This is a genomic window from Paracoccus fontiphilus (assembly GCF_017356265.1).
Classification (GTDB): Bacteria; Pseudomonadota; Alphaproteobacteria; order Rhodobacterales; family Rhodobacteraceae; genus Paracoccus; species Paracoccus fontiphilus.
The window spans coordinates 35,899-51,233 of record NZ_JAFNAW010000024.1 but is presented as its reverse complement, the minus strand read 5'-3'; the positions used below and the strand labels follow the sequence as shown (position 1 = coordinate 51,233).

15 protein-coding genes, 1 tRNA gene and 1 pseudogene are annotated in these 15,335 nt (G+C 64.0%); 13 read left to right on the top strand and 4 right to left on the bottom strand.

What is annotated here, in order from left to right:
• Positions 1-145: 145 nt before the first annotated feature.
• The gene (istB, locus tag J0F76_RS10460; RefSeq protein WP_207468912.1) at positions 146-910 is read right to left on the bottom strand and encodes an IS21-like element ISPve1 family helper ATPase IstB; all 765 of its coding nucleotides are present in this window, start codon (positions 908-910) and stop codon (positions 146-148) included.
• Positions 907-2,413, bottom strand: a pseudogene (gene istA, locus J0F76_RS10455) (IS21 family transposase). Before istA ends, istB begins: the two are co-directional and overlap by 4 nt.
• A gap of 242 nt (positions 2,414-2,655) precedes the next feature.
• Here istA and J0F76_RS10450 point away from each other — a divergent pair.
• From J0F76_RS10450 to J0F76_RS10440, 3 genes are read left to right on the top strand one after another with little or no spacing between them, the layout of a single operon-like run.
• Entirely contained in the window at positions 2,656-3,759 is a 1,104-nt protein-coding gene (locus J0F76_RS10450; RefSeq protein WP_207468929.1) for an HsdM family class I SAM-dependent methyltransferase, read from the top strand.
• Positions 3,756-5,087 carry a restriction endonuclease subunit S gene (locus J0F76_RS10445; RefSeq protein WP_207468910.1) on the top strand — a complete coding sequence of 444 codons (1,332 nt, stop codon included), beginning with the start codon at positions 3,756-3,758 and terminating at the stop codon, positions 5,085-5,087. The genes J0F76_RS10450 and J0F76_RS10445 overlap by 4 nt, the downstream gene beginning before the upstream one ends.
• The gene (locus tag J0F76_RS10440) at positions 5,084-6,379 is read left to right on the top strand and encodes a hypothetical protein (protein ID WP_207468908.1); all 1,296 of its coding nucleotides are present in this window, start codon (positions 5,084-5,086) and stop codon (positions 6,377-6,379) included. The genes J0F76_RS10445 and J0F76_RS10440 overlap by 4 nt, the downstream gene beginning before the upstream one ends.
• 287 nt (positions 6,380-6,666) lie before the next feature.
• Here the strand turns inward: J0F76_RS10440 and J0F76_RS10435 are convergent.
• Positions 6,667-6,743: transfer RNA gene (locus tag J0F76_RS10435), tRNA-Arg, on the bottom strand.
• 98 nt (positions 6,744-6,841) lie between these two features.
• Here J0F76_RS10435 and J0F76_RS10430 point away from each other — a divergent pair.
• From J0F76_RS10430 to J0F76_RS10390, 10 genes are all read left to right on the top strand, one after another.
• Positions 6,842-7,861, top strand: coding sequence for a LacI family DNA-binding transcriptional regulator (locus J0F76_RS10430; RefSeq protein WP_207468905.1), 1,020 nt, complete (start codon positions 6,842-6,844; stop codon positions 7,859-7,861).
• 39 nt (positions 7,862-7,900) lie between these two features.
• Positions 7,901-8,710: a S49 family peptidase gene (locus tag J0F76_RS10425; protein ID WP_207468903.1), complete on the top strand. Its 810-nt coding sequence runs from the start codon at positions 7,901-7,903 to the stop codon at positions 8,708-8,710.
• Positions 8,711-8,712: 2 nt separating this feature from the next.
• Complete coding sequence (locus J0F76_RS21165; protein WP_278250416.1) at positions 8,713-8,847, top strand: hypothetical protein; 135 nt, start codon at positions 8,713-8,715, stop codon at positions 8,845-8,847.
• Positions 8,848-9,138: 291 nt separating this feature from the next.
• Positions 9,139-11,001, top strand: a complete 1,863-nt coding sequence (gene uvrC / locus J0F76_RS10420; protein WP_207468901.1) for an excinuclease ABC subunit UvrC — start codon at positions 9,139-9,141, stop codon at positions 10,999-11,001.
• 259 nt (positions 11,002-11,260) lie between these two features.
• Entirely contained in the window at positions 11,261-11,638 is a 378-nt protein-coding gene (locus J0F76_RS10415; RefSeq protein ID WP_207468892.1) for a hypothetical protein, read from the top strand.
• Positions 11,639-11,709: 71 nt separating this feature from the next.
• Positions 11,710-12,345: a CDP-diacylglycerol--glycerol-3-phosphate 3-phosphatidyltransferase gene (gene pgsA / locus J0F76_RS10410; protein ID WP_207468890.1), complete on the top strand. Its 636-nt coding sequence runs from the start codon at positions 11,710-11,712 to the stop codon at positions 12,343-12,345.
• Positions 12,335-12,586, top strand: a complete 252-nt coding sequence (moaD, locus tag J0F76_RS10405; RefSeq protein ID WP_207468888.1) for a molybdopterin converting factor subunit 1 — start codon at positions 12,335-12,337, stop codon at positions 12,584-12,586. The genes pgsA and moaD overlap by 11 nt, the downstream gene beginning before the upstream one ends.
• 4 nt (positions 12,587-12,590) lie before the next feature.
• Positions 12,591-13,025, top strand: a complete 435-nt coding sequence (locus J0F76_RS10400) for a molybdenum cofactor biosynthesis protein MoaE (protein WP_207468887.1) — start codon at positions 12,591-12,593, stop codon at positions 13,023-13,025.
• A 39-nt stretch (positions 13,026-13,064) separates the two neighbouring features.
• Complete coding sequence (locus tag J0F76_RS10395; RefSeq protein WP_207468884.1) at positions 13,065-13,571, top strand: hypothetical protein; 507 nt, start codon at positions 13,065-13,067, stop codon at positions 13,569-13,571.
• 66 nt (positions 13,572-13,637) lie between these two features.
• Positions 13,638-15,008 (top strand): glutamate--cysteine ligase, encoded by a 1,371-nt coding sequence (locus J0F76_RS10390; RefSeq protein ID WP_207468882.1) that lies wholly within the window; start codon positions 13,638-13,640, stop codon positions 15,006-15,008.
• Between the two features lie 4 nt (positions 15,009-15,012).
• Here the strand turns inward: J0F76_RS10390 and J0F76_RS10385 are convergent, their stop codons facing one another.
• Positions 15,013-15,261: a hypothetical protein gene (locus J0F76_RS10385; RefSeq protein ID WP_207468880.1), complete on the bottom strand. Its 249-nt coding sequence runs from the start codon at positions 15,259-15,261 to the stop codon at positions 15,013-15,015.
• Positions 15,262-15,335 lie beyond the last annotated feature (74 nt).

Sequence of the window (15,335 nt, the reverse complement as noted above, 5' to 3'; positions counted from 1 at the left end):
TGTCAACGGCGGTGCAAAATCCGGCCACGCGGCGGGGTAAAATCAGGCCAGGCGGCGGTGACCGGCACCATGGCGCGCGCGCTCACCATATAGCTGGCGCGTGCCATGGTGCCTTGGCCCCTTGGGCCAAACGACGCGATGTTTTTCAGGGCTTTTGTTGCCGCTTCCGGGCAGTGCTGTTGGCGAGGCGATAACTCTCGCCGTTCATTTCGAGGATGCTGACGTGATGGGTCAGCCTGTCGAGCAGTGCGCCGGTGAGGCGCTCGGAGCCGAAGGTCTCGGTCCATTCATCGAAGGGCAGATTGCTGGTGATCAGGGTTGAGCCGCGCTCGTAGCGTTGCGAGATCAGTTCGAACAGCAATTCGGCGCCGGTCTTGGACAGCGGCACGAAGCCCAGTTCGTCGATGATGAGCAGCTTGTAACCGGCCATTTGCTTCTGAAAGCGCAGCAGACGGCGCTCGTCGCGGGCCTCCATCATCTCACTGACCAGGCTCGCGGCGGTGGTGAAGCCCACGGAGAGCCCCTTCTGACAAGCCGCCAGTCCGAGGCCAAGGGCGATATGCGTCTTGCCCGTGCCACTTGGGCCGAGGGCAATGACGTTCTCGCGACGGTCGATCCATTCGCAGCGGGCCAGTTCCAGCACCTGCATCTTGTTGAGCTTCGGAATGGCGCTGAAGTCGAAGCTGTCGAGGCTTTTGACCGCGGGGAATTTGGCGGCCTTGATGCGGCGCTCGACCATCCGCCGCTCCCGGTCAATCAGCTCCAGTTCGACGAGGCGGGCAAGGTAGCGGACATGGTCCATGCCTTCGGCCGCGCATTGCCGGGCCAGCTTCTGATGTTCGCGCAGGAATGTTGGCAGCTTCAGGGCCTTGAGGTGATGGGCGAGCAGGATTTCCGGGGCGTCGTTCATGCCGCGTCCTCTGCATCGCTCGACAGCAGCCGCATGTAGGACCCGGGCCTGGTCTTCTCGACTGTCGTCCGCGGCAGATAGGGATAGCAGTCCAGGTCCAACCGGGGCGGACGCCGTTCGACACGGCAAAGCAGCAGGTGCTTTACGGCATCGAAGCCGATCGCGCCCATCTGAAGCGCCTGCTTTACCGCGGCATGCAGATCAGCCAGATCGAAGGTCTCGAGCAACCGCAGGACCTGGACGTATTCGCGTCGGCCATGGCGGTTCATGCGGGCTTCCATCAGCTGGCGCAACGTCGCGAACTCCTCGGGAAGCTCCCAACCTTGCAACGGCGCGGCCTGATCAAATGCGTTGAGCTTCTGCTCCAGCAGCGGCAGGTAGTGGATCGGGTTGAAGATGAGTTCATCGCGATCCCAGCACCGGGGATGGCGGGCAATGACTTCGCCCCGACAGCCAATCACCACGTCATGGACATAAGCCCGGATCCAGACATCCTGATGGGCAAAGGCGACCGGCACCGAGTAGTCATTGGTCTTGTAGCGCACGAGCGATTGCGACGAGACGCGGCCGGTGTCCTGATCGCAGGCGTCAAAGGGTGAAGCAGGCAAGGATCGCATCTCTGCCAGATCGCGCTGCAGCCGCTCGCCGATCGTTTCGCCCTCACCGCGCAGGACATCCTGCTGGCGCTTGCGGCATTGCTCCTCCAGCCAGAGGTTGAACGCCTCCCAGGTCGCGAACTCGGGGAGCGGCACCATGAAGTTGCGGCGGCAATAGCCTGCAATAGCCCACCAGGCCCTCGACATTCCCCTTGTCGTTGCCTTTGCCGGGGCGGCCATAGCGATCCCGGATCAGGTAATGGGAGAGAAACCCGCTGAACAGGGCGGCCCGCTTGCGGGTGCCATCGGGCAGGATCTTTGCCACCAGGCAACGGTCGTTGTCATAGACAATCGACTGGGGGACCGCCCCAAAGAAGGCAAAGGCGTGGATATGGCCGTCCACCCAGGCCTCGGCCACAGCCGCCGGATAGGCGCGGACGTAACAGGCGTCGCTGTGCGGCAGATCCAGAACAAAGAAGTGGGCCTTCTGCTCGACACCGCCGATCCTGACCATCGCTTCGCCGAAGTCGGCCTGCGCATGGCCCGGGGGATGCGCCAGCGGCACGAACACTTCCTGGCCCCGCCGTTCCCGCTCCCGGATGTAATCCTTGATGATCGTGTAGCCACCGGTGAACCCGCATTCGTCACGCAGCCGGTCGAACACCCGCTTTGCCGTATGCCGCTGCTTCCGCGGCATGGAGCGGTCCGCCTCCAGCCAGCCCTCGATGATCGCGATAAAGGGATCGAGCTTCGGCCGCCTGACCTCGGCCGTCCGCCGGTAACCCGGTGGCACCGAGAACGTCATCATCTTCGCAACCGTATCACGGGAGATGTTGAAGGCCTTCGCCGCCTGACGCTGGCTCATGCCCGCCGCGCAGGCCTGGCGAACCCTGAGATATAGTTCCACGCTGAAAATCCTCGCGCCCTCCCTGCTGCCGCAGAAAGGGAAAGGGTGGACGACTTTTACGCCGCCCGCAGCAGCTCCATGCCGCCGCTTCCGTGGCCTAATTTCTCACCGCCGTTCTCATAAAGGGAAAGGGTGGACGACTTTTACGCCGCCCGCAGCAGCTCCATGCCGCCGCTTCCGTGGCCTAATTTCTCACCGCCGTTCTCAATGATCTCGACTGGTTCGACGCGCGTGAAGAAGGTCTGGGCGACCTTTACGAAGGCCTTCTCCAGAAGAATGCCGAGGACAAGAAATCAGGCGCTGGCCAGTATTTCACGCCCCGCCCCTTGATCGACAGCATCATCCGTTTGACAAAGCCTCAACTTGGGGAACGGATCCAGGATCCGGCAGCGGGCACCGGTGGCTTTATCGTCGCCGCGCATCGCCGCATCTACAACGAGAACAACGAGCTCTACGGCCTGCCCGATGGCGCCGCCGAGAAGCAGATCCGCGACTGCTACACCCTTGCTGAATTGGTGCCTGACACGCATCGCCTCTGTCTGATGAACCTCATGCTCCACGGCATTGAGGGCGACGCGCATTCCATGGACACGCTGACCGACGAAGGCGCCAGCTTGCCCAAGGCCGATCTTATCCTCTCCAATCCGCCCTTCGGTACCAAGAAAGGCGGCGGAAGGCCGCAGCGGGGTGATTTCTCGACCACTGCGAACACGTCAAACAAGCAGCTGGCTTTCGTCGAGCACATCATTCGCGGCCTCGCTCCGGGCGGCCGCGCCGCCGTTGTGGTGCCGGACAACGTGCTGTTCGAGGACGGCACCGGCCGCACCCTGCGGCAGATGCTGATGAATTGGTGCGACCTGCACACCATCCTGCGCCTGCCCACCGGCATCTTCTACGCTCAAGGGGTAAAGACCAACGTCATCTTCTTCACCCGCAACGCCGACAAGGCGCAGAGCGGCGGGACGAAGGAAGTCTGGGTCTACGACATGCGCGCTGGCGCGCCCTCCTATGGCAAGACGCGGCCTCTCAAGGCTGAGGACTTCACCGCATTTGAGGCCGCCTTCGGGGACGATCCCTATGGTCATGGCGAACGGCAGAATCAGGGCGAGGAAGGCCGCTTCCGCCGCTTCACCCGCGACGAGATCGACGCGCGCGGCGACAACCTTGACATTTCTTGGCTACGCGACGGAGAGGAAGAGGCCGAGGACGGCCTAACCGACCCCGACGACATTACGGCGGCTATCTTGGGCCACCTGCGCGAAGCCACGCGCGAGATCGAGGCGCTGGTGTTGGAACTGGAAGGCGGGGAAGAGGACGAGGCAACGGCAGCGGTGGCAGCGGAATGAGCGAACTACCCAGAGGCTGGTCTGTCGCGATTATCAAGAGCGTGGCGGACATCAACCCGAAGCATGATTCCACAACCGATCGCGAGACCGAAGTCAGCTTTGTCCGTATGCCGGCTGTGGATGAGCACCTGGGGGTTATTACTACGCCAGACATCAAGCCTCTTAAGGACGTCTGGAAGGGCTTCACGCACTTTGCAGAAGGGGATGTCATTTTCGCGAAGATCACGCCGTGCATGGAGAACGGCAAGACGGCAGTGGCCCGCGGCCTCAACAATGGTCTGGCGTGTGGTTCCACAGAGTTTCACGTGCTCCGGCCAACTGAGGCGCTGAACGCCGATTACATATGGCGCTACCTCCGGCAGAAATCGTTTCGCGCAGAAGCAGAAGCCGCGATGACAGGAGCTGTTGGCCAGCGGCGCGTGCCAAAACCCTTCTTGGAGGAACGCGAGCTTCACTTACCCCCCATTGCCGAGCAGCGTCGCATTGTGGCGAAGCTGGACCGGCTCTCGGCGCACTCCGCTGCCGCCCGCGACCACCTCGCCCACACCACCAAACTCGCCACCCGCGCCAAGCAGGCGATTCTTGACGCGGAAACAGTTCAGGCAACCGTAGACTGTGGTGTCGTGACCATAGAGGAGATTGCAGATGTCATGTTTGATGGTCCATTCGGATCCAATCTGAAATCAGAAGATTACACTGCTGAGGGCGTCCGTGTAGTTAGGCTGGAAAACATCGGTGTTATGGAGTTCCGCGCCGAAAAGATCACGTTCATCTCAGAGAGGAAATACAAGACACTTCAACGCCACAGCCTTCACCCGGAAGACATCGTATTTTCATCCTTCGTTGCTGATGATGTCCGTGCAGCACTAATCCCTGCCAACCTCGGAAGTGCCATCAACAAAGCGGACTGTTTTTGTGTACGTTGCGACAAGAATATCGTCGACCCAAAGTACCTTCTGTTCCGCCTGAGCGCTCGTCGAACATATCTCGACATGGAAGATCTGGTGCACGGGGCGACAAGGCCACGGATCGGCTTGAAGCATCTCAAGGCGTATAAAATTTCACTGCCTGCTCTCGAACAGCAGAAGGCAATTGTCCGCCGTATCGAAGCTGCCTTCGCCCGCATCGACCGGATGACCAAGGACACCAGTCGCGCTGCCCATCTCCTCGACCAGCTTGATGAGCGCCTACTGGCCAAGGCCTTTCGCGGAGAGCTCGTCCCTCAGAACCCTGAGGACGAACCTGCCGAGGCCCTACTTACCCGTATCCGCGAAGCCCGCGCTACTGCCCCGAAGCAGAAGCGGGGCCGCCGGAAGGAAACAGCATGACAGAAGGACGCACCTTCACCGTGGCCACCGATGCTGAGATCGTTAACCTGATCGAAGCAGCCCAACGTCGCTTGGTGGTCATTGCGCCGGCCCTGTCTCTGCTGGTTGCAAAGGCGCTTGCACGCCGCTTCAACGATCTCGACCATCTCGACGTCCGGGTAATCGTCGATGCAGACCCGGAGGTCTACCGTCTCGGATTTGGTGAACAGGAGGCATTGGAGGAGATCCGCCAAGCGGCGACCCGGAACCTTCTGGATCTTCGGGAACAAACGGGGGTGCGGATTGGGGTGGTCATTTCGGACGACACTACGATGATTTTCGCGCCAGTCTCAAAAAACATCGAAGCCGGGTCCGAGACGGCGGAGAAGCCAAACGCCATCATGCTCAGGGGTAGCTCTTCTGATTCCCTCATCAGCGCTGCAGGAGCCGACCCATTATCTGCAGCCTCGAAAGGCGAGATCGGCAATTCAGCGCTTGACCCGGCAAAGGTCGAGGCAATGCAGGCCGACCTTGCCCGCAATCCACCGGCAAAATTCGACATCGCCCGCCGCATGCAGGTGTTCACCTCCCGCGTGGTCTACGTAGAATTCGAGATCAAGAACTTCACCCTTAGCCGAAAACAGGTGCCCCTGCCGCGAGATTTCCAGACGGTGGTGAATGCACAGCTCAGGGATCAGATCACGAGTCGGCTGACTGCCCCCATCGCCCAACTGGGTGCTGTCAAGGTGTCGGTCGGAACTGGGGACAGCGCACAGGAGGAATTGATCGATGACACTTGGCTGCGCAAGGCGCGGAAGCAGATCGAGGATCTCTACACTTTCCAGATTGATAATTTCGGCCGGGTCATTTTGCGCGAGGATCGAGAGAAGTTCGATGCGGCAATTCAGGAGTTCACCACAGTCGTGGAGAGCTATCATGCAGCCGTTCGCAAAGCACTCGACGAACATCGCAAGACGTTCCGCGATAATTTTGTCGCTGAGTTCCTTCCACGCTGGAAGACCTCACCGCCGACCTACATGAGCCAGTGGGGCAGAACGCCTGATGAAACATCACTTAGTAAAGAGCTGGAGAACAGAGCAAACGAAGTTTTCGACGAGATGATGAACTTCGCGCCTCCGACTGTTCGTCTGGTCGAGAAGAACGTGTCGCCAAAGAACGTCGAAGATCCGCGGTTTCTCGATCCGTTGCGTCGCATCATGGAGAAGCGGCGGGTACCACGGCAAATCATTGAGTCGCTCTTTGCGTCTGGAGACGCGGCGCCGCAACAGCCTGACTTCCTTGATCTGTCGTAACTGCGGAGCCTCGTGACACATATCTTGCTCGAGCTTGTATATCCCAAGGCCTGAAGATGCTGCCGTGCAAAAGGTTCGCTCACGCTAAAGCTCCTTCGGATGAAGGAGGTTGATGACTCACGACTGGGTGGCTTTCAGGGGTGGGGCTGTGTTCTCGACAAGCGTTTGGGCCGGGAACAGCCGCTTCAGATTCGCCAAGATTGCGGTCGCCGGTCAGAGTTTTTATCCAGTTTTTGTCCAGAGCCGAGACCTGCGGGCAAAACGGCAAAGCTAAGTTGTTGAAAATTTGGTGACCCCGACAGGACTTGAACCTGTAACCTGCCCCTTAGGAGGGGGCTGCTCTATCCAGTTGAGCCACGGGGCCGCCACAGCCCTTTTGACCGCTGCGGCGCGCTTTGGCAAGGTTGTCGCGGGTGTTGCCGTCCGCTAACATCGCGCAAAGACCTGACCGACCGGAAGCCGATGAACGCCCCCAGACCCCGCCGCCCGCTGACCCTGCGTGATGTGTCCGAAGCCTCGGGCGTGTCGGAGATGACGGTCAGCCGGGTCCTGCGCAACCGGGGTGACGTGTCCGCCGCGACGCGGGAAAAGGTGCTGACCGCCGCCAAGATGCTGGGCTATGTCCCTAACAAGATCGCGGGCGGGCTGGCCAGCCAGCGGGTGAACCTCGTGGCGGTGGTGATCCCGTCGCTGTCGAACCTGGTCTTTCCCGACGTGTTGGGCGGGGTGTCGGCGGAACTCGACGACACGGGGCTGCAGCCGGTGATCGGCGTCACCAACTATTCCCCCGCACGAGAGGAGATGGTGCTTTACGACATGCTGTCCTGGCGCCCGTCCGGCGTGATCCTGGCGGGGCTGGAACACAGCAAGGCCTCGCGCGCCATGCTGGCCAATTCCGGCATCCCCGTGGTCGAGATCATGGACGTGGACGGCGAGGGGATCGACACGGTGGTGGGCATCTCGCACCGCCGTGCCGGCCGGGAAATGGCCGCGCGGATCCTGGCCGCGGACTATCGCCGGATCGGCTTCGTGGGCACCCACATGCCCGAGGATCACCGCGCCCGCAAGCGGCTGGCGGGTTTCGAGGAAGGCCTGGCCGAGGCAGGCGTGACGCTGGAAGCGCGGGAATACTATCAGGGCGGGTCCTCGCTGCTGAAGGGGCGCGAGTTGACCGAGCGCATCCTGACCCGCGCCCCGGATCTGGACTTCCTGTATTTCTCGAACGACATGATCGGGGCCGGGGGGCTGCTTCACTGCATCGACAAGGGCTATGACATTCCCAACCGGATCGGCCTTGCGGGTTTCAACGGCGTCGACCTGCTGGACGGGCTGCCAGTGCGGCTGGCCACAACCGACGCCCGGCGCATCGACATCGGGCGGCGCGCGGCGCGGCTGGTCGCGGGCAAGGACCCGATCCCCGAGGATCGCATCGTCGCGTTAACCCCGACCTTCCTGCCCGGCGACACGATCCGCAATGGATGACGCTTGTTGCGGGGCAGGGGCGTGATTAAGTCTGCCGCCATGCGTATTCCCTATCTCGACCGTCTGACGAACAAGGGCCCCCGCGTGTCGGTGGTGCGGCTGCACGGCGCCATCGGCATGGCCGGGCGCGGCGGCGCGCTGACCGATGCCGCGCTAGCCCCGGTGATCGAACGCGCCTTCCGCAAGGGCAAGCCCGTGGCGGTGGCCCTGTCCATCAACTCGCCCGGCGGGTCGCCGGTGCAGTCGTCCCTGATCGCCGCGCGCATCCGGCGGCTGGCCGAGGAGACGAAGATCCCCGTCCATGCCTTCGTGGAGGATGTCGCGGCCTCGGGCGGCTATTGGCTGGCTTGCGCGGGCGACGAGATCTGGGCCGACGAAAGCTCGATCCTGGGGTCGATCGGCGTGATCTCGGCGGGCTTCGGCTTCCAGGACCTGATCGCCCGCTGGGGGATCGAGCGGCGCGTGCACACGGCGGGCCGGTCCAAGTCCACGCTGGACCCCTTCCGCCCCGAGCGCCCCGAGGACGTGGAGCGCCTGCACAATGTGCTGGAGCCGATCCATCAGGCCTTCAAGGACCATGTCACCCTTCGTCGCGGGGCAAGGCTGGCCGCCGATCACGACCTGTTCACGGGCGAATTCTGGGCGGGGCGGAAGTCGATCGAACTGGGGCTTGCCGACGGCCTTGCGCATCTGGTGCCGAAGATGAAGGCGCTTTACGGCGACAAGACCCGCTTTGTTGTCCACAGCCCGCGCCAGTCGCTGTTCCGCAGGCTGGGCCTGTCGGCGGGCACCGTCCTGGACGCGGCGCAGGAACGCGCGGCCTTCGCGCGCTTCGGTGCCGGGGGATGAGCGTGCGGGTCGTGATCCTGTTCCTGCTGGTGATGGTCGCGCTGGCGCTGCTGCGCGGCCGGGCCTTCCGGCGCGGCTTGGGGCGGCTTCTGGGGATCGCGCCCGCGGCCCGCCGCTCCGGGCGTCGGCGCGACTGACCGCGCCGGTCCATTTTGTCCCCGGCCAGGCAAGATGTGGCAAGCAAGGGACTGAAACTGCGCAAGTTTCATCAAGCTCTGGCCGAATTATTAATTTCTTTAGCCAAAACAAGGGCCTGAATAACTGCCTAAAATATCGGCAAAGTTACGGGAATGTAACGATTGCTGGTTGGGACCGCCCTGCCTCACAGGACTCTCACAGAGTTATCCACAGCGGCGGTGGACAGCTTCCGCCTTGCATTCGCCCCTTGGAACTTGCAGCCCGCCACGGGAATCACTTTCTTGACTGACATGACCCAAGACACAGCACCCAAGACCGGCCATGCGCTGATCCAGGACTATCTTCGCCAGCTGGATCGCAGCCCCGGCGTCTACCGGATGCTGGATGCCCAAGGTGGGGTGCTGTATGTCGGCAAGGCGCGCGACCTGAAGGCGCGGGTGTCGAACTATGCCCGGCTCTCGGGCCATTCCGCGCGCATCGCGCGGATGATCCGCGAAACCTGTTCGATGATGTTCCTGACCACGCGCACGGAAACCGAGGCGCTGCTGCTGGAACAGAACCTCATCAAGCAGCTGAAGCCGCGCTACAATGTGCTGCTGCGCGACGACAAGTCCTTTCCGAACATCCTGGTGGCGAAATCCCACGCCTTTCCCCAGATCAAGAAGCATCGCGGGGCGAAGTCGGAAAAGGGCGACTACTACGGCCCCTTCGCCAGCGCCGGCGCGGTGAACCGCACGCTGACGCAGTTGCAGCGAGTGTTCCTGCTGCGCAACTGCACGGACGCCACCTTCGAATCCCGCACGCGCCCCTGCCTGCTGTTCCAGATCAAGCGGTGCAGCGCGCCTTGCGTGGGCCGGGTCTCGGCGGATGACTACAACGCGCTCGTGGCCGATGCCGAACGCTTCCTGCAAGGCAAGACCACGGTGATCCAGGCGAACTTGGCGCGCGACATGGCCGCCGCCGCCGAGAACATGGAATACGAACGCGCCGCCGCCCTGCGCGACCGGATCAAGGCGCTGACCGCCGTGCAGTCGGTCCAGGCCATCAACCCCAAGCGCGTGGCCGAGGCCGACATCGTCGCCCTGCACATGGAAAGCGGCCAGGCCTGCGTGCAGGTCTTCTTCATCCGCGGCAACCAGAGCTGGGGCAACCGCGACTTCTATCCCCGGCTGGGGGGCGTGGAATCGCCCGCCGAGGTGATGCAGGCCTTTCTGTTGCAATTCTACGACGACAAGCCGCCGCCCCGGATGATCCTGCTGTCCCATGCGCCCGACGAACCCGAACTGACGCGGCAGGTCCTGTCCGAACGCGCCGCCCGCCGCGTCGTCATCGGCGTCCCCCAGCGGGGCGAGAAGTTCGAGCTTGTCGAAAACGCCCTGCGCAACGCCCGCGAAAGCCTGGCCCGCCGCATGTCGGAAAGCGCCACGCAACTGCGCCTGCTGGAAGGCGTGGGCGAGGCCTTCGACCTGCCCGCCGCGCCGCGCCGGATCGAGGTCTATGACAACAGCCACATCATGGGCACCAATGCCGTGGGCGGCATGATCGTCGCGGGCCCCGAGGGCTTCATCAAGAGCCAGTATCGCAAGTTCAACATCAAGGGGACCGAGATCACGCCGGGCGACGACTTCGGCATGATGAAGGAGGTGCTGTCCCGCCGCTTCGTGCGCCTGCTGAAGGAAGACCCCGACCGCCAGACCGAGGCCTGGCCCGACCTTCTGCTGATCGACGGCGGGGCGGGGCAGGTTTCGGCCGTGGACGGCATCATGGCCGAACTGGGGGTCGAGGACATTCCCGTCGTCGGCGTCGCCAAGGGCATCGACCGCGACCAGGGGAAAGAGGAGTTCCACCGCCCCGGCCGCGCGCCCTTCGCGCTGCGCATGAACGATCCGGTCCTCTATTTCATCCAGCGCCTGCGGGACGAGGCGCATCGCTGGGCCATCGGCACCCACCGCGCAAAGCGCGCCAAGTCGGTCATGGCCAACCCCCTGGACGAGATCGCGGGCATCGGCGCGGCCCGCAAGCGCGCCCTGCTGGCCCATTTCGGCAGCGCCAAGGCGGTCAGCCGCGCGGGCCTGGCCGATCTGCAGGCGGTCGAGGGGATCTCGGCGGCCATAGCGCAGAAGGTTCATGACCATTTCAACGCCCGCGGCTGATGCGGCAACTCAGAAACCGCAGAAACCCTCCAGTCTCAGGGAGAATTATTTCCTGAATTTCATGGATATCCGGAACACTCATTCACCCATCTGCCCTAGCGTCAAGCTTAAGTCGTTACATAACCGATGGTTGAGAAAGTGCCTCTGCATCCAAGCCTCGGGCGCTGCAATGCCGCAGGAGGGCTGCGGTATTCACCTACCACTTTGTGCAGCGAGAGGCACGTTATGGTTGTGACTTGCTCAACTCCAGGAGGCCTTCATGCCCCATCTGCCTGAAGCCGGCATCGCTGACCCGAGAACCCCCGCCTTGGATCTGACGACCACCATCGAGCATACTGCCTGGGACGAATTCAAACCCCACCTGGTTCGGCTGGAAGCCGTGGTCACCGACAACTACGCGACCGGCAGCGATCCGGTCCTTTGCGTCCGTGACAGGAATGGCCACAACTGGACGATCGAACTGGCCAGCCGCGCCCGCAACGCCCAGGTCGGCCTGACCGAAAGCGCCGCCCTGCCGGGCGATCCGGTGCGCATCATCGGCCGCCGCGCCCGCCTTTTCGGCGAACAGCGGATCAAGGCCGTCCACCTGACCATCGCGGGCCGCGCCTTCGAGCTTTACCCCGGCGCACTTGGCTGATGTTCCCGGCGGCGGCGCATTTCCTCGCGCCGCCCCTTTCCAAGCCGGGCGGCACGGACTAGCTTGCCGTCATGCGCTGGACCGTCCCCAATATCCTGACCCTCCTTCGGCTGATCGCGGCGCCCGCCGTGCCGCTGATGTTCCTTTATTTCAGCCGTCCCTGGGCAGACTGGGCGGCCCTGGCGCTGTTCCTGGTGGCTGCCGCGACCGACTGGATCGACGGCTACCTGGCGCGAAGCTGGCAGCAGGAAAGCCGCTTCGGCGCGGCCATGGACCCGATTGCCGACAAGGCCATGGTGGTGATCGCCATCGTGGTCATCACCGGCTATTCCGGGATGAACCCCTGGCTGATCCTGCCCGCCACCCTGATCCTGTTCCGCGAGGTCTTCGTATCGGGCCTGCGCGAGTTCCTGGGATCGAACGCCCGCCTGCTGAAGGTCACGAAGCTGGCGAAATGGAAGACCACCACCCAGATGGTCGCCATCGCGATCCTCTTTCTGGGCACGGGCCTGGCCTATGTCCAGCACGGGCGCCCGCCGCTGGTCGGGGAATCGCGGTTGCCGTGGTTCTCGTCGTCCTGGGCGGATCTGGCGACCCAGGCCGGGCTTCTGATGATCTGGATCGCGGCGATCCTGACGGCCTGGACAGGCTGGGACTACTTCGCGAAGGCGCGGCCCTACCTGCGGGAACCGGGCCATGACGCTTGACGTGCTGTATTTCGCCTGGCTGCGCGAACGCATCGGCCAGCCGCGGGAACGGGTCGACACCGACGCCGCCACCGTCCGCGACCTGATCGCCGACCTGGCCGCCCGCGACGACTGGCACGCCGCGGCCTTTGCCGACCTTGCCGCCATCCGCTGCGCCGTCGATCAGCAGCTTGCCGACCTGGATGCACCGCTTGCCGGCGCGCGAGAGGTCGCGTTCTTTCCGCCCATGACCGGCGGCTGATGCCATGTCGGCCCGCGTCCAGTCCGCGCCCTTCGACCTGGCCGCCGAACTGGCGGGCTTCGGCGCGGGCGCGGGGGCCATCGTCACCTTCACGGGCGTGGTCCGCGACGACACCGGCCAGATGGCCGCGCTGGAAATCGAGCATTACCCCGGAATGACCGAACGCGCGCTGTCCGATTACGGCACCGAAGCCGCCACCCGCTTCGACCTTGCCGACTGGCGCATCGTCCACCGCCACGGGCGGCTGGCCGTGGGTCAGCCGATCATGATGGTCGCCACCGCCGCCCGCCACCGCCGGGCCGCCTTCCAGGCGGCCGATTACCTGATGGATTGGCTGAAATCCCGCGCCCCCTTCTGGAAGCGCGAGATCGGCCGCGATGGCGCCGCCCGCTGGGTCGACGCGAAATCCAGCGACGAAGATGCCCTGGCGCGATGGTAGCTTCTTCGTTGTCCAAATACCCATTCCCGGCTGCCTGCCATGATCCGGCCTGACCTGCGAGCCTGGGCCGCCAGACGGTCCGAGGTCCTCGTGGCGACCGCCATCCTTCTCGCCGGGCTGTGGCTCGCCCTTCGCGGTGGCTGGTTCTTTGCCGCGCTTGGCGGGCTGGTCCTGCTGGTGGGCCTGTCGCTGCTGATCGGCGCCATCCGCAGGCTGCCCTTCCGCCGGCAGGTCACCGCCCCCGGCCTGGTCGAGGTTGACGAGGGCGCCATCCGCTACTACGGAGCCGCCGTCCTGGGTGGCGAGATCGCCTTGCGCGATCTGGCAGAGATACGCCTGCTGCGCCTGAAGGGCCGGGGCCACTGGCGGCTGCGCAGCACCGGCGGGGAGGCGCTGCTGGTCCCCGTCGATGCCGCCGGGGCCGATCTGCTGGCCCATGCCTTCACCGCGCTGCCGGGGCTGGACATGGGCGCGGTGTCCGCCGCGCTGGCGCATCTCGCGGACCGGCCCGACGCCGTGCGCACCGTTTGGCGGAGGCCGGGTTGAGGCGGGTTGACTTGGCAATCGCCGCTTGCCACCTGTGACCGGCAAGAACCCAGAAAGGCCTCTCGCATGTCGATACCACAACAGGGCGGAGGCCCGATCGAAAGCCGCGACCAGCTTGCGGCCTATATCGCCAGCGGCGAAAAGCCGCGCGACGCATGGCGCATCGGGACCGAGCACGAGAAGTTCGGATACGACAAGGCCAGCCTGATGCCCTTGCCCTATGAGGGGACCTGTTCCGTCCTCGCGATGCTGACCGGCTTGCAGGAACGCTTCGGCTGGACCCCGGTGATGGAAGCGGACAAGCTGATCGGCCTTGAACGCGATGGCGCCAATATCAGCCTGGAACCCGGCGGGCAGCTGGAACTGTCGGGCGCGCCGCTGGAAACCATCCACCAGACCTGCGACGAGGTGAACCGCCATCTGGCCGAGGTGAAGGAGGTTGCCGACCGCATCGGCGCGGGCTTCATCGGCTTGGGCGCGGCGCCCGTTTGGTCCCAGGACCAGATGCCGATGATGCCGAAAGGGCGCTATCGGCTGATGACCGACTACATGGACCGGGTCGGCACCCTGGGCAAGCAGATGATGTATCGCACCTGCACCGTGCAGGTGAACCTGGATTTCGGGTCGGAAGCCGACATGGTCCAGAAGATGCGCGTGGCCCTGTCGCTGCAACCCGTCGCCAACGCGCTGTTTGCCAATTCGCCCTTCCTGGACGGCAAGCCCAATGGTTGGAAAAGCTGGCGGGCGCATATCTGGCAGAACCTGGACGGCGCGCGCACCGGAATGCTGCCCTTCGTGTTCGAGGACGGTTTCGGCTATGACGCCTGGGTCGATTACGTCCTGAACGTGCCGATGTATTTCGTCTATCGCGACGGCAAGTATATCGACGCCCTGGGCCAGTCGTTCCGCGATTTCCTGGACGGCCGCCTGCCTGCCCTGCTGGGCCAGGTGCCGACGCTGTCGGACTGGGCCGACCACATGACCACGGTTTTCCCCGAAGCCCGCGTCAAGAAATACATCGAGATGCGCGGCGCCGACGGCGGCCCCTGGCGCAGGCTCTGCGCGCTGCCCGCGCTGTGGGTGGGGCTGATCTATGACCGGACGGCCTTGGATGCCGCCTGGGATCTGGTCAAGGGCTGGGACCACGAAACCCGCGAATCCTGGCGGCGAGAGGCAGGAATCCATGCGCTTGACGCGCAGGTGAACGGCGTCAGGATGCACGACCTGGCCCGCCGGGTGGTCGAGATCGCCGAACAGGGCCTGAAGAGCCGCGCCCGTGCGGGATCGGGCGGGATGGTCCCGGACGAGACGCATTTCCTGAACGCGCTGAAGGAAAGCCTGGACAGCGGCAGGGTGCCTGCCGACGAATTGCTGGCGAAATACCATGGCGAATGGAACGGAGACCTGACCCCGATCTATCGCGAATATTCGTATTGATGCGTCAGAACCACCATGTCAGGCCCGGCAGCGGGCCACACATGGTGGCGTCCATCCGCGTCCCGCCGCTGCGGTGATCCACGTCCAGCCGCCGGTATCCCACCGGGGCAGAGGCCCGGTCGGTCATCCGGTAATTGACGGTCGCCACGACCCGCGTCGTGCTGTCCGGCCCCAGGCCGGTGACGCCGTGGTTGATCTGGGCGATGGCCGACCAGCGGTGTGCGGCTGGGCGCGCCGGTGAATGGCGTGACATGCCTGCCCACACCCGAGGCCCAGACCTAGGGCGTGACCTGCGCGTTCCGGTTTTGCGCCGGGGCCGGGGTTGCG